18 protein-coding genes and 1 pseudogene are annotated in these 19,139 nt (G+C 62.9%); 3 read left to right on the plus strand and 16 right to left on the minus strand.

The genetic code is table 11. The features are described 5' to 3' along the window. Window positions 1-347 precede the first annotated feature (347 nt). The 12 genes from KI241_RS01840 to ubiE all read right to left on the minus strand — a co-directional run bounded on the left by KI241_RS01840 (window position 348) and on the right by ubiE (window position 11,634). Window positions 348-713 (minus strand): DUF6124 family protein, encoded by a 366-nt coding sequence (locus tag KI241_RS01840; protein ID WP_047736145.1) that lies wholly within the window; start codon window positions 711-713, stop codon window positions 348-350. Between the two features lie 771 nt (window positions 714-1,484). Next, the gene (locus KI241_RS01845) at window positions 1,485-3,401 is read right to left on the minus strand and encodes a methyl-accepting chemotaxis protein (protein WP_212803297.1); all 1,917 of its coding nucleotides are present in this window, start codon (window positions 3,399-3,401) and stop codon (window positions 1,485-1,487) included. Window positions 3,402-3,534: 133 nt separating this feature from the next. Further along, window positions 3,535-5,451 (minus strand): methyl-accepting chemotaxis protein, encoded by a 1,917-nt coding sequence (locus KI241_RS01850; RefSeq protein WP_053148572.1) that lies wholly within the window; start codon window positions 5,449-5,451, stop codon window positions 3,535-3,537. Between the two features lie 145 nt (window positions 5,452-5,596). After that, a complete protein-coding gene (locus tag KI241_RS01855; RefSeq protein WP_212803298.1) occupies window positions 5,597-6,304 on the minus strand; it encodes a 16S rRNA (uracil(1498)-N(3))-methyltransferase in 708 nt (235 codons plus the stop codon). Then, complete coding sequence (gene tatC, locus KI241_RS01860) at window positions 6,301-7,095, minus strand: twin-arginine translocase subunit TatC (protein WP_042730521.1); 795 nt, start codon at window positions 7,093-7,095, stop codon at window positions 6,301-6,303. Before tatC ends, KI241_RS01855 begins: the two co-directional genes overlap by 4 nt. Further along, window positions 7,092-7,511, minus strand: a complete 420-nt coding sequence (gene tatB, locus KI241_RS01865; RefSeq protein WP_042730520.1) for a Sec-independent protein translocase protein TatB — start codon at window positions 7,509-7,511, stop codon at window positions 7,092-7,094. Before tatB ends, tatC begins: the two co-directional genes overlap by 4 nt. A gap of 10 nt (window positions 7,512-7,521) precedes the next feature. Further along, complete coding sequence (locus tag KI241_RS01870) at window positions 7,522-7,809, minus strand: twin-arginine translocase TatA/TatE family subunit (protein ID WP_042730519.1); 288 nt, start codon at window positions 7,807-7,809, stop codon at window positions 7,522-7,524. Between the two features lie 24 nt (window positions 7,810-7,833). Beyond that, window positions 7,834-8,166 (minus strand): phosphoribosyl-ATP diphosphatase, encoded by a 333-nt coding sequence (locus KI241_RS01875; RefSeq protein WP_003186671.1) that lies wholly within the window; start codon window positions 8,164-8,166, stop codon window positions 7,834-7,836. Continuing rightward, window positions 8,159-8,557, minus strand: coding sequence for a phosphoribosyl-AMP cyclohydrolase (gene hisI / locus KI241_RS01880; protein ID WP_047736140.1), 399 nt, complete (start codon window positions 8,555-8,557; stop codon window positions 8,159-8,161). The genes KI241_RS01875 and hisI overlap by 8 nt, the downstream gene beginning before the upstream one ends. A gap of 81 nt (window positions 8,558-8,638) precedes the next feature. Beyond that, window positions 8,639-10,243, minus strand: a complete 1,605-nt coding sequence (ubiB, locus tag KI241_RS01885; RefSeq protein WP_042730517.1) for a ubiquinone biosynthesis regulatory protein kinase UbiB — start codon at window positions 10,241-10,243, stop codon at window positions 8,639-8,641. Window positions 10,244-10,246: 3 nt separating this feature from the next. Continuing rightward, window positions 10,247-10,864 carry an SCP2 sterol-binding domain-containing protein gene (locus tag KI241_RS01890; protein WP_123579403.1) on the minus strand — a complete coding sequence of 206 codons (618 nt, stop codon included), beginning with the start codon at window positions 10,862-10,864 and terminating at the stop codon, window positions 10,247-10,249. Further along, on the minus strand, window positions 10,864-11,634 hold the full coding sequence (gene ubiE, locus KI241_RS01895; RefSeq protein ID WP_042730516.1) for a bifunctional demethylmenaquinone methyltransferase/2-methoxy-6-polyprenyl-1,4-benzoquinol methylase UbiE: 771 nt from the start codon (window positions 11,632-11,634) through the stop codon (window positions 10,864-10,866). Before ubiE ends, KI241_RS01890 begins: the two co-directional genes overlap by 1 nt. 155 nt (window positions 11,635-11,789) lie before the next feature. On the opposite strand from ubiE, the gene KI241_RS01900 reads away from it, so the two are divergent. From KI241_RS01900 to KI241_RS01910, 3 genes are all read left to right on the plus strand, one after another. Further along, window positions 11,790-12,065, plus strand: coding sequence for a polyhydroxyalkanoic acid system family protein (locus tag KI241_RS01900; protein ID WP_042730515.1), 276 nt, complete (start codon window positions 11,790-11,792; stop codon window positions 12,063-12,065). A gap of 260 nt (window positions 12,066-12,325) precedes the next feature. Next, complete coding sequence (locus KI241_RS01905) at window positions 12,326-12,748, plus strand: phasin family protein (RefSeq protein ID WP_047736138.1); 423 nt, start codon at window positions 12,326-12,328, stop codon at window positions 12,746-12,748. 10 nt (window positions 12,749-12,758) lie between these two features. Next, the gene (locus tag KI241_RS01910) at window positions 12,759-13,664 is read left to right on the plus strand and encodes a phasin family protein (protein WP_042730513.1); all 906 of its coding nucleotides are present in this window, start codon (window positions 12,759-12,761) and stop codon (window positions 13,662-13,664) included. Between the two features lie 165 nt (window positions 13,665-13,829). Here the strand turns inward: KI241_RS01910 and KI241_RS01915 are convergent, their stop codons facing one another. The 4 genes and pseudogenes from KI241_RS01915 to phaC (KI241_RS01930) all read right to left on the minus strand — a co-directional run bounded on the left by KI241_RS01915 (window position 13,830) and on the right by phaC (KI241_RS01930) (window position 19,099). After that, window positions 13,830-14,450 (minus strand): TetR/AcrR family transcriptional regulator, encoded by a 621-nt coding sequence (locus KI241_RS01915; protein ID WP_042730512.1) that lies wholly within the window; start codon window positions 14,448-14,450, stop codon window positions 13,830-13,832. A 60-nt stretch (window positions 14,451-14,510) separates the two neighbouring features. Beyond that, entirely contained in the window at window positions 14,511-16,193 is a 1,683-nt protein-coding gene (phaC, locus tag KI241_RS01920) for a class II poly(R)-hydroxyalkanoic acid synthase (RefSeq protein ID WP_042730511.1), read from the minus strand. Window positions 16,194-16,305: 112 nt separating this feature from the next. Continuing rightward, a pseudogene (gene phaZ, locus KI241_RS01925) lies at window positions 16,306-17,161 on the minus strand (poly(3-hydroxyalkanoate) depolymerase). Between the two features lie 258 nt (window positions 17,162-17,419). After that, on the minus strand, window positions 17,420-19,099 hold the full coding sequence (gene phaC, locus KI241_RS01930) for a class II poly(R)-hydroxyalkanoic acid synthase (protein ID WP_042730509.1): 1,680 nt from the start codon (window positions 19,097-19,099) through the stop codon (window positions 17,420-17,422). Window positions 19,100-19,139: the final 40 nt, after the last annotated feature.

A 19,139-nucleotide genomic window follows, 5' to 3' on the forward strand; every position in this document is an offset into this window, starting at 1 on the left:
CCGGCATTGCTCCGTGGGCCCGCCGCGAAGGGCCATCCATGGCCCAGCGCGGCTAACCCGGCATCCATGCCGGGTTGCCCACTACGCAATGCCTGCGTTCGGCCCTTGTGGTTAATGGGGCGCTCAAGATCAAGATCCAAAGCCAAAGCCAAAGCCAAAGCCAAAGCCAAAGCCAAAGCCAACGGCAACGGCAACGGCAACGGCAACGGCAACGGCTTTGGTATGGAAACAGGCTGCCCGTGGCGAGGGAGCTTGCTCCCGCTGGGTGGCGCAGCCGCCCCTTTTTTTATTGACGTCCACTGCGCGGTCGAGCGGGAGCAAGCTGCTTCGCCACGTTTTAGGTGCGCTCAAGGTTGTGTATTGAGTTCGTCCAGCATTCGATTCGTCAACAAACCGCCCAGCTCAATCAGTTGCTGAATGCCTAGGGCAAAATGACGCCGCGAACCATCCAGGTCGAATGCAAGGTTGTTGATCATGGTATTCGCTGAAGCCAGGGTTTCGCTTAGGTTGGCCAGCAGCGTTTCACTGTCCAAATCCTCCACGACGGTGAATAGCTGGCCGGGTAGTGGTTTTTTCTTGGGTTGGGGTTGGGGGTTCGGGTCGAGGTAATGGTCGAGGACGCGTTCGGTGACTTCGTCGATTTTCTTCGAATCGGAGCCGGCGTCGGCTGAGGTGGGGTCGGTTTCTGGAGGATTGGGAGTAGCTTTGAACATAGGTGGCATTCCGTTTACTGGGGTTGGAGCTGCCACGTTCGTTTCCAAGCGAGGGGGTGGCAGCCGTACGCAGGTTGGAAAACCAGGGTAAACGAGCCCGGCAGACCCGAAGGTCTCCCGCGCACAGCTGCCATAACGAATCGTGCGAAAACGGACGCAAGCTTACGTTATGAGGAGCGCATTTGCGCTGTTTACTGGTCAGGTTTCCAAGCCCGGTCGCTGAATTGGCAGCGACAACCCGAGGTTAACGAGAGCTCTTCCCACCCGGCAACCGCCAGAACTCGTCGGAAAAATCTGCCTGAATCAAAAGCGTGTCCGACCATTCCCACACATTTTGGTTGGCTGCCAGACCGCGATCGCGAGCAAGCTCGCTCCCACAATTGGATCGGGGTACAACCGCAAGCATCAGGCCGGCCGCTAGGCCGCCTCGATTTGCTTTTGCTTTTGCCTTGGCTTTTGATCTTAGACGCCCCATCAACCACAAGGGCGGAACGCAGGCGTTGCGCAGTGGGCATCCCGGCATGGATGCCGGGATAGCCGCGCTGGGCCATGGATGGCCCTTCGCGGCGGGCCCACGGAGCAATGCCGGAGTGAGGGAACACCGAGCCTCGGCGAGGTGCCCAGTGGTGGGGCAAGAGCGCTTTGGTTACTTTCGCGCTTTTCGAAAGTGACCCGCCGTAAGGGCGGAACCCTAAGTCGCCGTTACCGCAGCAATGGATATACACACCACCCAGAGAGCACCACCCAGGGAGCACCACCAACAGGATCAAGCTAAACCCTGAACCGCCCCACCAACGTCTGCAAATGCACCCCCAACCGCGCCAGTTCAGCACTCGAAGCCGCAGTCTCTTCACTGGCCGCAGAAGTCTGCTCCGACACATCCCGCACATTCAGCACGCTACGGTTGATCTCCTCGGCCGTGGCGCTTTGCTGCTCGGCGGCCGCGGCGATCTGTTGGTTCATCGACTGGATCGCCGAGACGGTACGGGTGATGTTTTCCAAGGAACCGCCAGCACGGCGCGTCAGTTCGACGCTGCTGTCGGTCAGGCCGCGGCTGTTGTCCATGATTGTGGCGACTTGCTGGGTGCCGTTCTGCAGGCCCAGGATCAGCTCTTCGATCTCTTCGGTGGACTTCTGGGTGCGCTGGGCCAGGCTGCGGACTTCGTCGGCGACCACGGCGAAGCCACGTCCGGCCTCACCGGCGCGGGCGGCTTCGATGGCGGCGTTGAGGGCCAGCAGGTTGGTTTGCTGGGCCACGGACTTGATCACGTCGAGCACGCTGCCGATCTTGTCGCTTTCGCGCTTGAGGTCGCTCATGGCGGTGGTGGAGTGGCCGACTTCCTCGGCCAGGCGTTCGATCTGCGCGATGGCTTCGCCCACCACCCGCTCACCCTCGCGGGCCTGCTGGTCGGCGGCGACGGCGGCTTCGGACGCTTCCTCGGCATTACGTGCCACTTCCTGCACCGTGGCGGTCATTTCGTGCATGGCGGTGGCGACCTGATCGGTTTCCACTTTCTGGTTGTTGACCCCGGCGCTGGTCTGTTCGGTGACGGCGGAGAGTTGTTCGGCGGCGCTGGCGATCTGCGTGACGCCTTCGCCGATGCCGCCGATCAGTTGCCGCAGGCTGACCACCATCCGTTGCAGGCTGCTTTGCAACTGCCCCATCTCATCGCGGCGACGAACCTCGAGGTTCTGGCTCAGGTCGCCGGAGGCCACCCGTTCCAGTGCCACCAGGGTCTGTTGCAGCGGCACGACGATCTGCCGGGTGATGAGCCAGGCGGCCAGCAGGCCAAACGCCAGCGCCAGTACGGTGACGATGATCAGCGTGCTTTTTGCGCTGGCCGTTTCTTCATTGCGTTTCTCGGTCTGCGAGGTCGTCAACTGATTGCTCAGGTCATTCAGGCTGGTCTCCTCTTGTGTCATTTTCTTCAGAGCCGAGGCGGTGGCGACCTGGGAATCGCGGAACTGGCTGACCGCCGCGCGATAGGCTTTCATCGATTCGGTGGCCTGTTGCAGGTTGGCGGTGTGTTGCTCCGGCAGTTTGCCTGGCAAGCCTTCCAGGTTTTTCAGGACGTTGTCGATGGCGTCCAACGCCGGCTGTTCGGCATCGGCCTTGCCGCTGTAGGTGTAGCCGCGGACCTGGTAGCGGGCCTGCTGGATCAGCTTGCTCAACTCGACCACGTCGTTGAACGGGGCAATGCTATCGCCTTGGCGCAAGGCGTTCTCGACTTCAGTAACCTTGGCCACGGCATTGTCGGCGTTGGCGCCCAACTTGGATCGGGCCGACTCGCGATCCTGCGTCGCCTGGGTCATGTCGGCAAAAGCGCGCTTGTATTCGTCGAGGTTGGCCAACTGTTGGTTGAGCAGGTCGCGGTCCGCTGGTCGCACGAATCGATCGAGGGCCGCCTGGAGGCTCCCTTGAAGCTTGGCCAGGTAGTCGCTCACGGCTGCCGGCCCTTGTTCGCCGCGACGCATCTCGTAGTCGAGGCGGGCGACTCGAAGGTCCTTGGCCAACTCGTTGAGGCTGGAGATGGAGGCCTGCTTGTCTGCGCGGCTGATCACGCTGCTCAGGCTGTTCCAGCCGGCGAGGGTGCTCAGGAGGGTCATGAACAGCACCAGGCCAAAACCGACGCCCAGTTTGCGATTGACGCTTACATTTCCCAGCTTCTCGGTCAGCCAACTGAACATGTTGATACTCCCCTCGAACCGTTTTATAGGCCTTATGAGGAGAGTATCGACCATAGACGAGCGATCTGTAGGAAATAGGCCGGCGTATTTCCAGGGCGAAGCAATCCGTGCCCCGCCCTGGCTGTTGCCGGTGCTAGACCTTGAACCGACCCACCAACGTCTGCAAGTGAACGCCCAGGCGGGCCAGCTCGGCGCTGGAGGTGGCGGTTTCTTCGCTGGCGGCCGAGGTTTGTTCGGAGACGTCGCGCACATTGAGCACGCTGCGGTTGATCTCTTCGGCCGTGGCGCTCTGCTGTTCGGCGGCCGCGGCGATCTGTTGGTTCATCGATTGGATCGCCGAGACGGTGCGGGTGATGTTTTCCAGGGAACCGCCGGCGCGGCGCGTCAGTTCGACGCTGCTGTCGGTCAGGCCGCGGCTGTTGTCCATGATCGTGGCGACCTGTTGGGTGCCGTTCTGCAGGCCCAGGATCAGCTCTTCGATCTCTTCGGTGGACTTCTGGGTGCGCTGGGCCAGGCTGCGGACTTCATCGGCCACTACCGCGAAGCCACGTCCGGCCTCACCGGCGCGGGCGGCCTCAATGGCGGCGTTGAGGGCCAGCAGGTTGGTTTGCTGGGCCACGGACTTGATCACGTCGAGCACGCTGCCGATCTTGTCGCTTTCGCGCTTGAGGTCGCCCATCGCCGCGGTGGAGTTACCCACTTCGAGTGCCAGGCGTTCGATCTGGGAGATGGCTTCGCCCACCACCCGCTCACCTTCGCGGGCCTGCTGGTCGGCGGCGACGGCGGCTTCGGACGCTTCCTCGGCATTACGTGCCACTTCCTGCACCGTGGCGGTCATTTCATGCATAGCGGTGGCGACCTGGTCGGTTTCCACCTTCTGGCTGTTGACCCCGGCACTGGTCTGTTCGGTGACGGCGGAGAGTTGTTCGGCGGCGCTGGCGATCTGCGTGACGCCTTCGCCGATGCCACCGATCAACTGGCGCAGGCCCACGGTCATGCTGTGCATGGCGCGTTGCAGTTGGCCCAGTTCGTCGCGCCGATCTGAGGTGAGGTTATAGGTCAGGTCGCCAGCGGCTACGCGTTCGGCCACCGTCAAGGTCTGGCCGAGAGGGCCGACGATCTGACGGGTGATGAACAAAGCGGCGACCACACCCAACAGCAGCGCCAGCGCGGCGGCGACGATCAGGACGGTCTTGGCCTGGGCGGCGTCACGGTCACGCACGGCGGTCTGGGAGACGGTCAGTTTCTGGCTGGCGTCCATCAACACCTGGCCTTGCTCGGTCATGCGCTGGAGCGCCGCGGCGTTGTCGATCTGCGAGTCTCGGAACTGGCTGACAGCCGCGCGATAGAGGTTGAACGAGTCGTTGGCCTGTTGCAGGTTGGCCCGATATTCCTCAGGCAACTGCTCGGGCAAACGAGCCAGCAGCTTGAGTACGTTATCGATGGCCTCGAGGGCGGGTTGCTGGGCATCGCTCTTACCGCTGTAGGTATAACCGCGCACCTGATAACGCGCTTGCTGGACCGCTTTACTCAGGGTCACGATGCTGTTGAAGGACGAGATATCGCCCGATTGCAGCAGCGCCTTTTCAACGTCGGCGACGCGGGCCACGGCATTGTCGGCGTTGGCGCCCAGCTTGCTGCGGGCATCTTCGCGGCTGACGGTGGCGCGGGTCATCTGGGCAAAGGCGCCTTTGTATTCCGTGACGGCGGCCAGTTGTTTATCGATCAGCGCCACATCGGCCGGTTGTTCAATCAACTGGCGAGCGGTATTGAGCCCGGCTTCGAGTCGGCCAAGCAGGTCGTTGACCGGTTGTGGTCCTTTCTCGCCGCGTGTGGTGTTGTACTCGATGCTTGCCAGATTCAGGTCCTGGCTCAAGTCGTTGAGACTGGCGATGAACCCCAGCTTGTCGCCCCGGCTGATGACATTGCCCAGGCCGGACCAGCCGGTGAACGCGATCATCACTGTGAGAAACAGCACCAGGCCGAAGCCTGCACCGAGTTTGCGATTAACGCTTACGTTTCCCAGACCCTGGGCAAGCCATCGGAACATGCTGATACTCCCTTGGAGCGTTGAATTGGACTTGTGGGCGCTGTATCGGCGGCTCGGGTGGGATCTGTAGCCATGACGCTGACGAACTTAAGCGTGTGGGGCTTGTGGCGGGGCTCGCCACAGGACGTCAATCAACCGCAGGGCATCAGAACAGCCGTGCAAGCAGCGCCGTGACCGCGGTCTCGACCCGCAGGATTCGCTCGCCCAGTTGCACCGGTTGCAGGCCTGCCTTGCCCAGCAGGTCGATTTCGTAGGGGATCCAGCCACCTTCCGGGCCAATGGCCAGTGTCACCGGCTCCGTCAGCGCCCGGGGGCAGGGCGGGTGGTTGCCCGGATGGCCCACCAGGCCCAGGGTGCCTTGGGTGATGGCCGGCAGGCGGTCTTCGACGAAGGGCTTGAAGCGTTTTTCGATGATGATCTCGGGCAGCACGCTGTCCCGGGCCTGCTCCAGGCCAAGGATCAATTGCTCGCGAATGGCCTCGGGTTCGAGGAACGGCGTCTGCCAGAAGCTCTTTTCCACCCGGTAGCTGTTGACCAGCACCACCCGCGGTACACCCATGGTGGCGACGGTCTGGAACACCCGCCGGAGCATCTTGGGGCGGGGCAGGGCCAGCACCAGCGTCAACGGCAGCTTGGCCGGCGGCGGCTGGTCGAGGCTCACCTGCAGCTCGGCCTCGCGGGCTTCCAGGCGCAGTACCTGAGCCGTGCCCATCAAGCCGCCGAGGCGCCCGACCCGCAGGCTGTCGCCGACGGCGCTGCGGTGGACTTCCTGCATGTGGGTCAGCCGGCGATCACTCAGGATCACCCGGTCCGGCCCGATGAAGTCAGCCTCTTCGAGCAGCAGCAGGTTCACGCTTGGGTCGCAGGCGGTTGGTCGTTGTGGTCGTCAACCGTCTCGTCTTCCGGGTGTTCGCTGCGCTTGCGCACCAGGCCGCCGAACAGCACGCCGATCTCGAACAGCAACCACATCGGCACGGCTAGCAGGGTCTGGGAGAAGATGTCCGGTGGGGTCAGGATCATGCCGACCACGAAGCAGCCGATGATCACGTACGGACGGATCTTCTTCAGGTACTCGACGTCAACGACGCCGATCCACACCAGGAGCACCACCGCCACGGGGATTTCGAACGCCACGCCGAAGGCGAAGAACAGCGTCATGACGAAATCCAGGTAGCTGGTGATGTCGGTCATCATCTCCACGCCTGCCGGGGTGGCGGCGGCGAAGAACTTGAAGATCAGCGGGAACACCAGGAAATAGGCGAAAGCCATGCCGGTGTAAAACAGCAGGATGCTGGACACCAGCAGCGGCACGGCGATGCGTTTTTCGTGCTTGTACAGGCCGGGCGCAATGAAGCCCCAGATCTGGTGCAGGATCACCGGGATCGCCAGGAACAGCGAGACCATCATCGTCAGCTTCAGGGGCGTCAGGAACGGTGACGACACGTCGGTGGCGATCATCGTCGCGCCGGCCGGCAGGTACTGGCGCAGCGGCGTGGAGACGAAGGTGTAGATCTGCTGGGTGAAGGCGAACAGCCCGGCAAAGATAATGAAGACCGCCGCGACGCAACGCAGCAGGCGCGTGCGCAGCTCGGTGAGGTGCGATACCAGCGGCATCGGCTGGTCATGCTCTGGGATATTGCTCATGGGGCTCGCGGCGGCAATGTAGGGTCGTTGGGAGCGGCTGGGGGCGTGGCCGTCGGGGCCGGCTCCACTGGTTTGGCTGGTTCGGCCGGTGCCTGCAACGCATCGGTCGCCGGCGCTTGCGGGGCAATCGTCGGCTCGACCGCAGGGGCGACCGGCGTCGGCTCCTGCTGGGTCGGCGTGAGGATTTTGCGCGCTTCCTGCTCCAGGGACAGGATGTGTTCGTTGTGCAGTTGCCGACGGATGTCGTCGGCACCGATTTCACGTTCAACTTCCTGTTTGATCGCGTTGAAGCTGCGCTTCAGGCGCCCGATCCACAGACCGGCGGTGCGCGCAGCACCCGGCAGGCGCTCGGGGCCCAGGACCAGCAGGGCAACGAGGCCGACGAGCAGCAGTTCAGTGAAGCTGATCCCAAACATTAGTCAGTGCTCACGAGTCTTTGCGGGTCGGCTCTTCGACTTTCTGGGCCTGCACGTCGATGGTGTGCGGCGCACTCACAGGCTGGGTCGCCTGGGGATGGACAGGTTGGGCCGGTGGAACCGGTTGGGCCGGTGCCGCGCTCGGGTCGGCGGGTTTTTCGTCATCGTTCATGGCCTTGCGAAAGCCCTTGATCGACTCGCCGACATCGGTGCCGAGGTTCTTCAGTTTCTTGGTGCCGAACACCAGCACCACGACGACCAGGATGACGATCCAGTGTTTCCAGTCAAAAATACCCATGTGGCTATTCCTCTCAAGAGTTGATCAGGCGGACGGACGCGAGGCTTTCTCGACATGCCCGGACAGACCGAAGCGACGGTCCAGTTCATCCAGTACGGCCTGTGGATGCTGCCCGAGTTGGGCCAGCATGACCAGGCTGTGGAACCACAGGTCGGCGGTCTCGTAGATCACGTCGCTGCAGTCACCGCTGATGGCGGCGTCCTTGGCGGCGATGATGGTCTCGACCGACTCTTCGCCGACTTTTTCCAGAATCTTGTTCAAACCCTTGTGGTACAGGCTGGCGACATAGGAGCTGTCGGCCGCGGCGCCCTTGCGCTCTTCCAGCACCTGGGCCAGGCGGGTCAGGGTGTCACTCATGGGGATGTCCTGAATAAATGGCATGCGGGTCCTTGAGCACCGGGTCGACGGTTTTCCAGTCGCCGTTCTCGAAGACGCGATAGAAGCAGCTTTGACGGCCGGTGTGGCAGGCGATCTCGCCGACCTGTTCGACCATCAGGATGATGACGTCGCCGTCGCAGTCCAGGCGCATCTCATGCAGGTGCTGGACATGTCCGGACTCTTCACCCTTGCGCCACAGCTTGCCACGCGAACGTGACCAATAGATGGCGCGGTTCTCGGCGGCCGTCAGGGCCAGTGCCTCGCGGTTCATCCAGGCCATCATCAATACGCGCCCGGTCTTGTGATCCTGGGCGATGGCCGGCACCAGGCCGTCAGCGTCCCACTTGATCTCGTCCTGCCAGTTTTTCATCTTCGACTCCGACAATGGGCCGCGCACTTGGCGTCGGCGGGCCCAGCGTTGAAACAGTGTGCCAGTGCGAACCGGTGCTGGCTATCGGCGAACGACCAGATACAGACCCACCACTACCATGACACCGGCCGGCCAATGGCCCAGTTGGCTCAACGGCCCGCCGCTGGCCAGCACCGCGCCGCCGCCCAGGTGGGCCGCGCCGAGCAGGCGCAGGAACCAGTCGTCCTTGCGTTTGTGCCAGGGCGGTGGCGGGTCCTGGGCATGGGGCTGGGACATGCGCTCCAGCAGGTCGCGGGTCATGTTGGCCAGGTGCGGGATCTGCTCGAACTGGCTCTGCACGTTGCCCAGCAGGGTGCGCGGGCTGACGCGCTCGCGCATCCAGCGTTCGAGGAAGGGCTGGGCGGTGTTCCACAGGTCCAGGTCCGGGTACAGCTGGCGACCGAGGCCTTCGATGTTCAGCAGGGTCTTTTGCAGCAGCACCAGTTGCGGCTGGACTTCCATGTTGAAGCGGCGTGCGGTCTGGAACAGGCGCATCAGCACCTGGCCGAAGGAAATATCCTTTAACGGTTTTTCGAAGATCGGTTCGCACACGGTGCGGATCGCCGCTTCGAATTCGTTGAGCTTGGTCTCGGCCGGCACCCAGCCAGAGTCGATGTGCAACTGGGCTACCCGACGGTAGTCGCGCTTGAAGAAGGCGAACAGGTTGCGGGCCAGGTAGTCCTGGTCTTCCGGGGTGAGGCTGCCGACGATGCCGCAGTCGATGGCAATGTACTGTGGGCTCCACGGCTGCACGGTGCTGACGAAGATGTTGCCCGGGTGCATGTCGGCGTGGAAGAAACTGTCGCGGAACACCTGGGTGAAGAAGATCTCCACGCCGCGTTCGGCGAGCATCTTCATGTCGGTGCGCTGGTCGGCCAGGGTCGCCAGGTCGGTGACCTGAATGCCGTAGATGCGCTCCATCACCAGCACTTTCGGCCGGCACCAGTCCCAGTAGACTTGCGGCACGTAGAGCAGGGGCGAGCCTTCGAAGTTGCGGCGCAACTGGCTGGCGTTGGCCGCCTCGCGTAGCAGGTCGAGTTCGTCGTAGATGGTTTTCTCGTAGTCCTGGACCACGTCCACCGGGTGCAGCAGGCGTGCATCGGCCGACAGCCGCTCGGCGGCGCGGGCGAGGATGAACAGCCATGCCAGGTCCTGGGCGATGATCGGCTTGAGGCCCGGGCGGATCACCTTGACCACCACTTCTTCGCCGCTCTTGAGTTGTGCGGCGTGCACCTGGGCCACGGAGGCCGAGGCCAGGGGCTCGACGTCGAAGCGGCTGAAGACTTCGCTGATTTTCTTGCCCAACTGCCCTTCGATCAGTGCCACCGACACCTTGGAGTCGAACGGCGGCACGCGGTCTTGCAGCAGCATCAGCTCATCGGCGATGTCTTCGGGCAACAGGTCGCGACGGGTCGAGAGGATCTGCCCGAACTTGATGAAGATCGGCCCCAGGTCCTGCAAGGCCAGGCGCAGGCGTGCGCCGCGACTCAGGTCCAGGGTGCGCCGGGGCAGCCAGCGCCACGGCAGCACGAAGCGCAGCGCCAGGAGAAACCAGGGCAACGGCAGGGCGAACAGCAGGTCATCGAGGCGGTAGCGAATCACGACGCGCTGGATGCGCAACAAACGGCGGACGGCAAGCAGCTTCATGCGTTATCGCTTGGTTTCAAGGGATCGGGAAAGGCGCTCGAAACGCGCCTCGAGTCGTTCCAGGTCAAGCTTGACCTGGTCCAGTTCATTAAAGCGGGCCTGGGCTTCGCGTTGGCCGACGAGCGTACGCGATTCCTCGGCCAGGTACTCGCTCAGGTTCTGTCCCAGGCTGGCGAACCCCTGGCGGTACCAGCGGGCGCGGCTGCGCAGGTGGCCGCCGAGCAGTGGGGTAGCCACCGGGCCGAGCCATCGGGACACTTCATACTCCCAGTCCAGCTCCAGGTCCTGGAGGACCGCCGCCAGCTCCAGCAGCACGCCGCTGTCGCCGTCGAGCTCGACGTCGGGGCGGTGCAGGACCGCGGTCTTGTCCTTGCTCAAGGCCAGGCTCAACAGGCTCGACGCCGGGGCCCGCAGCGTACAGTCCGCCTCGGCTTCCCAGTGTGCGGCGAGCATCAGGCCTTCGTCGCTGGGCAGGAGGAACAGTTGCAGCGCCGGGCTGCGGCAGTCGACGGCAATCACCTTGCCGCTCAAGGGCGCCAGGCGCGCGAGCGCCGTGCTGTCCAGGCGCAGGACGCGGTTGATACCGAGTTCGACGCTGGCGAGCAGGCCGGTGAGCAGCATCAGGGCTTGATACCGCGGTGCAGGGCGACGATGCCGGCCGTCATGTTGTGGTAGGTCACGCGGTCGAAGCCGGCGTCCACCATCATCGACTTCAGGGTTTCCTGGTTGGGGTGCATGCGGATCGATTCGGCCAGGTAGCGATAGCTTTCCGAGTCGTTGGTGATCAGCTTGCCCATCAGCGGCATGAAGGCGAACGAGTAGGCGTCGTAGGCCTTGGACATCAGCGCGTTGGTCGGCTTGGAGAACTCCAGCACCAGCAGGCGTCCGCCGGGCTTGAGCACCCGCAGCATCGAGCGCAGGGCGTCTTCCTTGTGGGTGACGTTGCGCAGGCCGAAGGCGATGGTCACGCAGTCGAAGTGGTTGTCCGGGAACGGCAGCTTCTCGGCGTCGGCCTGGACGAACTCGACATTGCCGGCCACCCCCAGGTCCAGCAGGCGGTCACGGCCGACCTTGAGCATGGATTCGTTGATGTCGGCGAGCACCACCTGGCCGGTCGGCCCGACGATATGAGAGAACTTCTTCGTCAGGTCGCCGGTGCCGCCCGCGATGTCCAGCACGCGGTTGCCGCTGCGCACGCCCGACAGTTCGATCGCAAAGCGCTTCCACAGGCGGTGCATGCCGCCCGAGAGCAGGTCGTTCATCAAGTCATACTTGGCGGCCACCGAGTGGAAAACCTCAGCGACTTTTTCCGCCTTCTGGCTTTCCGGCACGTTCTTGAAGCCGAAGTGAGTGGTGGGTTCGGCATCGCTGCCTTTGCGCGGGTCAGTCATATCGCTGTCACCAAAAAAGAATGCGGGACATTCTAATCCCGGTGGAGGGCTTTGTCTTGGCAAGGCTGAAGGTAAGATGAGCCACCGCCAGGACGTTTTGACGCAGCCAGGGTCTGAAACGTTCAGGCAAGTCCCGATAAAACAGGAGTCACCCGATGGCCCGTATTACTGTTGAACGTGCCCATGACCTGGGCAAGGAAGCGGCCCGTGCCAAGGCCGACAAGTTGGCGCAGAAGTTGTCCGAGAGCTACGGCCTGGAGCCGCAATGGGTCGGTGACACGCTCAAACTCAAGCGCTCCGGGGTCAAGGGCGAAGTGCTGGTCGGTGAGGACTCGATCCGTATCGACGTGGAACTGGGCATGTTGATGTCGGCGATGAGCGGGACGATCAAGACTGAGATTGAAAAGGCGCTGGATAAAGCGTTGGCCTGATTGATCGCAAGGAGGATACCGCCTCAAGTTCACCACCAAACGCTGTGGGAGCGGGCTTGCTCGCGAATGCGGTATGACATTCAGTATTGATGTTGACTGATCCACCGCATTCGCGAGCAAGCCCGCTCCCACCCGTGGTCAATCATCGCCCACTCTGTGTCAGTTGTTAGGGTGCCCTTTCTAATTATTGTCACTACTTTGTGCCTGAGCCCGTCCGTGTGCGGGCAGTTCCTCAAACCCATCTGCGAGTGAGGTGCACCATGGCCAAAGTTGTCCTGAAGAAAAAAACCGACGTTGAATCTTCCACGCTAAGCGACGTGAAAACGTACGCGCGCAAGATCTGGCTGGCTGGCCTGGGCGCCTACGCGAAGGTTGGACAGGAAGGCAGCGAATACTTCCAGGAATTGATCAAGGCTGGCGAAGTTGTTGAAACCAAAGGCAAAAAGAGCGTTGCCGGAAAACTTGAAGCCGCCAACAGTGAGTTGATGGAAGTCAAGTCCGACGTTAATACGTTCAAGGCCAGGGTTGAAGTTCAGCTAGATAAAGTAGAAAAGGTATTTGATGCTCGTGTTGCAAGTGCCTTGAATCGTATCGGCATTCCGTCTAAACATGACGTTGAGGCACTCTCTGTCAAGCTCGATGAGCTGACGGCATTGCTCGAGCGTGTTGCGCGTAAACATTAAGGAGAACGGGATGGCTGGTAAAAAAAGCACAGAAAAAGAAGGCAGCTCGTGGGCCGGGACGATTGAAAAGTACTCCCGCAAAATCTGGCTGGCTGGTTTAGGCGTGTACTCGAAGATCGACTCTGACGGCAGCAAACTCTTCGAGTCCCTGGTAAAGGACGGCGAGAAGGCCGAAAAACTCACCAAGACGGCGGTCAGCAAGCAGGTCGATGCCGCCAAGGGCTCTGCCGAGTCCGCCAAGTCGCGCATCGGCGGCGTGAAGGATCGGGCACTGGGCAAGTGGGACGAACTGGAAGGGGCTTTCGACAAGCGCCTGAACAGCGCGATCTCCCGTCTGGGTGTACCAAGCCGCAATGAAGTGAAGGCGTTGCACAGCAAGGTCGACACCCTGACCAAGCAGATCGAAAAACTCACCGGTGCCAAGGTGACCCCGGTGGCAGCCAAGCCTGCGGCGAGCAAGACTGCTGCGGCCAAGCCGGCCAGCAAGACAGCGGCCAAGCCTCTGGTCAAGGCCGCGGCCAAAACCGCTGCCAAGCCGGCGGCCAAACCAGCGGCGAAAACCGCGGCGGCCAAGCCTGCTGCCAAGGCTGCGGCTAAACCGGTAGCGGCCAAGACCACCGCGGCAAAGGCTCCAGCCAAGCCAGCGGCCAAGCCGGCGGCGAAAACCGCAGCGGCCAAACCTGCTGCCACCAAGACAGCCGCGAAGCCGGCCGCCAAGCCTGCGACCAAACCCGCGGCGGCGAAGAAACCTGCCGTGAAAAAACCAGCCGCACCGAAAGCCGCAGCCCCCAAGGCACCGACGGCGGCCGCCAAGCCAGCCCCTGTGGCGAGCACGGCGAACTCCGCCTCGGCACCGGCTCCGGTGGCCAACCCGACGCCAGCGCCGGCTCCAACGACGCCTACCAGTCAGTCCTGATTTACAGGGCAAATCAAAACGCCCGGCCTGTGAAGGTCGGGCGTTTTTGTTTGCGTTGCCACCCATCCAATGTGGGAGCGGGCTTGCCCGCGAATTCGATGGATCAGCCAGCATCGATGCTGAATGCCGCACCGCATTCGCGAGCAAGCCCGCTCCCACAGGTTGCTAATCGTGGTCTTCCAGGTATTGGAGCGCCAACTGTTCGGTGGCGGCTTTCACCTGCGGCAGCAAGTGCGCCGCCACCAGCATCATGATCTGGTAGACCACCAGCCGGACCTCGCCCTCGCGAGCGAGAATGCGTTGGTAATCCAGCGAGAACAGCAAGGTCATGGTGATCTGCTCCACCAGTTGCCCCAGGGCCTGGGTATCGCTGACCAGCAGTCCCTGGGCCTTGAGTTGCGCCAGCAGCGACGCGAGGGTGCGCTTGAGGGCGTTGAGCAACTGGCGGATGCCCTTGGCCAGTTTCGGCAGGCGCCCGGCCAGGTTCGACAGGTCCTGGAACAGGAACCGGTACTGGGCCAGGCGCTCGACGATCAGGTGCAGGAACAGCCAGTAGTCCTCCGGTGCCAACCGCACTTGTGCCGGTGGGTCCAGCAGCGGCGCCAGTTCACCCTGGAATCGCTCGAACAGGCCGAGGACCAGTGGCTCCTTGCCGTGGAAGTGGTAGTAGAGGTTGCCGGGGCTGATGCCCATTTCATTGGCCACTTCCAGGGTAGAAACGTTCGGCTCGCCCTTTTCGTTGAACAATTGCAGGGCGCATTCAAGGATGCGGTCGCGGGTTTTCATCCGGTCTTCTTAATTGATCAAGTCGTGCCACGGCCATTGGTCGGCCGTGGCGTTGGGGCCTCAGCGCACGCGGACATAGGTACCGGGGGCCGCCTCCAGGGGCGGATAGTTCGCGTTGCCCAGGGTCATCAGGGTTTCGCGCTGGGCGCCGGAGCGTTCCTGGATCCAGCCCAGCCATTGCGTCCACCAGCTGCCTTCGACGTGCTGGGCGTCGTAGTACCAGGCCCGGGGATCGCTGCTCAGTTTCGGGCTCTCGATGTAGTTGGCCTTGGGGTTACCCGGTGGGTTGAGGATGCTCTGGACGTGGCCGCTGTTGGACAGCACGAAGCGTCGGTCGCCCCCCAGCAGCAGGGTCGAGCGGTACACCGCATCCCATGGCGTGATGTGGTCGTTTATTCCGCCGACGCTGAAGCTGTCCACCGTCACTTTCTGCAGGTCGATGGGCGTGCCGCACACCTCCAGGCCGCCGGGATGGGTCAGCGGGTTGTGCTTGAAGAAGTCCAGCAGGTCGCCGTGGTAGGCCGCCGGCAGCCGGGTGTGGTCGTTGTTCCAGTAGAGGATGTCGAACGCCGGCGGCTCCTTGCCCAGCAGGTAGTTGTTGATGAAATAGCTCCAGATCAGGTCGTTGGGGCGCATCCAGGCGAACACCCGGGCCATGTCACGACCGTCGAGGATGCCCCTCTGGTAGGAGCGGCGCTTCGCGGCTTCGAGGGTTTGCTCGTCGATGAACAGCGCGGCCGGGCTGTCCATCTGGCTATCCAGCAGGCTCACCAGGTAGGTGGCACTGGCGACCCGGCGCAGCTGGCGCTTGGCTTGCAGGTGGCCTTGCAGGGCGGCGATGGTCATGCCGCCGGCGCAGGCACCCATCAGGTTGACCTCGCGGGCGCCGGTGATGGCCCGGCAGACGTTCATGGCTTCTTCCGTGGCCTCGACGTAGCTGGACAGCCCCCATTCCCGGTGGCGGACGTCGGGGTTGCGCCAACTGATGATGAACACCTGCAAGCCGTTCTTCAGGGCGTACTGGACGAAGCTGTTGGAGGGGCTCAGGTCGAAGATGTAGAACTTGTTGATCTGCGGCGGCACGATCAGCAACGGCTTGGCGTACTGTTTTTCGCTCATGGGCCGGTACTGGATCAGTTCCAGCAGGTCGTTGCGAAACACCACCGAGCCGGGCGTGGTGGCCAGGGTCTTGCCGACCTCGAAGGCGTGGGGCGTGCTTTGCCGTGGCAAACCGTCGTTGTGCAGCAGGTCGTCCACCAGGTGGCTGATCCCGCGGACCAGGCTGCTGCCGCCGGAGTTGAACAGTTCCTTGACCGCCAGCGGGTTGAGCAAGGTATTGGACGGCGACACGGCGTCGTTGAGCAGGGCGAAGGCGAAGTGGGCGCGAGCCTGGTCATCCGGGTCCATGGTGCTCTCGTCGATCCAGCTCTTGACCTGTTTTTGCCAGCTCAGGTACGCCTGCAGGCTGCGCCGATAGAACGGATTGAGCTGCCAGGTGGGATCGGCGAAGCGCGGGTCGTTGGGGTTGGCGGCGTGCAGGGTTTCACCCAGCAACACGCGTCCCAGCTGGCCGCCCAGCCGCAACGCATGCCGGGCGCTGTGCACCGGGTTGCGCAGACCGTGGGCGGCCACGCTGCGCAAGGTGGACAGCAAGTCCCTGCCACGCAAGCCGGTGACCGCGCTCTGGGCGTTGATGAAGCTGGCAGGGGCGGGCATGGAATCCTTTGCCGGCTTGTCGCGCATGAGTCAACTCCTTCGTCATCAGGCTAAAAACAAACGCACCGAACCAGACAACATAGTCGCTGTTTCGGGTAGTTGCGCGATCCGGCGTCCTGCCAGGCGCTAATGGGCTGCGTCAGCCGCCGCCCAGCGGCGACGGATGCGGATGCATCACCGCGCGCTGACGTTCCTCCTGCAGGAACTTCATGATGATCGGCGCCACCGCCTCGGCCCGGGTGATCAGGAACAGATGGCCGTCATCGATGATGTGCAACTGAGCGTTGGGGATGCGCCAGGCCAGCATGCGCATGTTGATCAGTGGGATCAGCGGGTCGTCGTCGCCGGCCAGCACCAGGGTCGGCTGGTGGATCTTGTGCAGCCAGTGGATGCTGGTCCAGCCGAGGCCGGCGAACAGTTGCCAGTAGTACCCCAGCTTGCCGGCCGAGCGCACCTTGGCCGCGTGGCTGGCCGCCAGCCCCGGGTCGCGACGGAACGAGCCACCATAGATCAGCGGGGCAATGCGCATCACATGGGAGGGCTGCACGTAGCGTCGCGGGCTGGCCATCATCCACAGCACTTTCGGTTTGCCCGGCACCATCACCGCGCCGGCCGCCGTGGCCGCCAGCACCAGTTTCTTGCACCGCTCGGGTAGTCGTAGGCGAACTGCTGGGCCAGTGCGCCCCCCAGGACACGCCAATCGCGTTGACCTGGCCGTAGTCGAGGTAATCGAGCATCCGCGCGGTGAGCTTTGCCAGGCCCGGAAAACGATACGGCCGGCTGGGCGTCGATGAGCCGCCGACACCCGGCACATCGAAGGCGATGACTTCCAGGTCCGGGTCCAGGGCCTGGATGAACGGGAACACCAGCTCAAGGTTGGCGCCGATGCCATTGAAGATCAGCAGGGGCGTCAAGTGAGGCTTGCCGGGACGTACCGCGGTGCGCAAGGTCTGGCCATCCAGATCGACGGTACGGAAGATGTACGGTTGCGGCATGCTTCAAGCCCTGTGGGTTATGTCGCGATCTTTCATTTTTCCCGATTCCCTGTGGGAGCGAGCTTGCTCGCGATGACGGCGGCACATCCAACAGCCATGTAGGCTGACACACCGTCATCGCGAGCAAGCTCGCTCCCACATGGGATCCGCTGTGAACATGAGCTTTATGTTCGCCGGCGGTGCGGGCCTTGCATTAATGTCGGCTGGCGGGATGTATTCGTGAGCAGGTCCACTTCCGCGTCAGACGAGTTGCATCCATTACCGCTCATGCACATAAGTGCCGGGCGCCGCTTCGCCGGCCACATAGGTCTTGTTGCCCAGCACCGTGGGCGCCTTTTTCAGTTTGCCCGAGCGTTCGGCCTGCCAGGCTTGCCAGTGCAGCCACCAGGAGTCGGTGTGCTTGGTGGAGTTCTCCTGCCAGTCCTCGGCCTTGGCGGGCAGGTCATCGCCGGTCATGTAGCGCGCCTTCGGGTTGCCCGGTGGGTTGAGGATGCTCTGGATGTGGCCGCTGCTCGACAGCACGAACTCCACCTTGCCGCCAAACAACTGGGCCGACTTGTAGCAGGACTTCCACGGGGTAATGTGGTCGTTGGTGCCGGCCAGGGCGAAGATGTCGGCCGTGACCCGCTTGAGGTCGATGGGGGTGCCGCACACTTCCAGCGCGTTGGGCCGGGTCAGCGGGTTGCTCTTGAACATCTCGATCAGGTCGCCGTGGAACGCCGCCGGCAAGCGCGTGGTGTCGTTGTTCCAGAACAGGATGTCGAACACGGGCGGTTCGTTGCCCAGCAGGTAGTTGTTGACCCAGTAGTTCCAGATCAGGTCGTTGGGGCGCATCCAGGCGAAGACCTTGGCCATGTCGCGGCCTTCGAGCACACCGGCCTGGTAGGAATGGCGCTTGGCTGTTTCCAGGGTCTGCTCGTCGACGAACAGCGCCACGTCGGTGTCCAGGGTGGTGTCGAGCACGCTCACCAGCAGGGTCATGGCGTTGACCTTCTTCTCGCCGAGGGCCGCGTAGTGGCCCAGCAGCGCGGTGCAGGTGATGCCGCCCGAGCAGGCGCCGAGCATGTTCACGTCCTTGCTGCCGGTGATGGCCGTGACCACGTCCACCGCTTCCTTGAGCGCCTCGATGTAGGTTGAAAGGCCCCACTCGCGCTGTTCCTTGGTGGGGTTGCGCCAACTGATGATGAAGGTCTGCACGTTGCTGCGCAGGCAGAAGCGCGCCAGGCTCTTGTCCGGGCTCAGGTCGAATACGTAGAACTTGTTGATCTGCGGCGGTACCACCAGCAGCGGCCGCTCATGGACCTGCTCGGTGATGGGGCGGTACTGGATCAGCTCCAGCACGTCGTTGCGAAACACCACCGCGCCTTCGGTCACGCCTAGGCTCTTGCCGACCTCGAACGCGCCCATGTTGACCTGGCTCGGCATCCCGCCGTTATGCACCAGGTCCTTGGCCAGGTGGGACAGGCCGTCCAGCAGGCTCTTGCCGCCGGTTTCGAAGAAGCGCTTGACCGCGGCGGGGTTGGCCGCCGAGTTGGTCGGCGACATGGCTTCGGTCATCAGGTTGATCACGAAATGCCCGCGGCTGATGTCCTGGGGCGCGAGGTTGCTGTCGTCGATCCAGGCGTGCAATTCCTTGCGCCAGGCCAGGTAGGTTTGCATGTAGCGTTTGTAGAGAGGATTCTGGCTCCAGGCCGGATCGTTGAAGCGACGGTCGTCGCTGGCCGGTTGCAACTCGGATTTGCCGAACAGGACGTTCTTGAGCTCGGCACCGAAGTGGGCGACGTGCTTGGCGCTGTGCAACGGTTGCTTGAGGGTCTGGGTCAGCACCATTCGAGCAGAGGCCAGCAGGTCTTTCCTGCGCAGGCCGACGACAGGATTCAACCCCAGGGTATTTTCCGAGGCCTGGTACTTCAGGTCATCGTTGTTCTTGTTGCTCATCTACGACGCTCCATTGTCAGACGAGTACCGGCGCCGTGCC

Origin of the sequence: Pseudomonas sp. Cab53 (assembly GCF_018325965.1) — a bacterium.
Classification (GTDB): Bacteria; Pseudomonadota; Gammaproteobacteria; order Pseudomonadales; family Pseudomonadaceae; genus Aquipseudomonas; species Aquipseudomonas chlororaphis_E.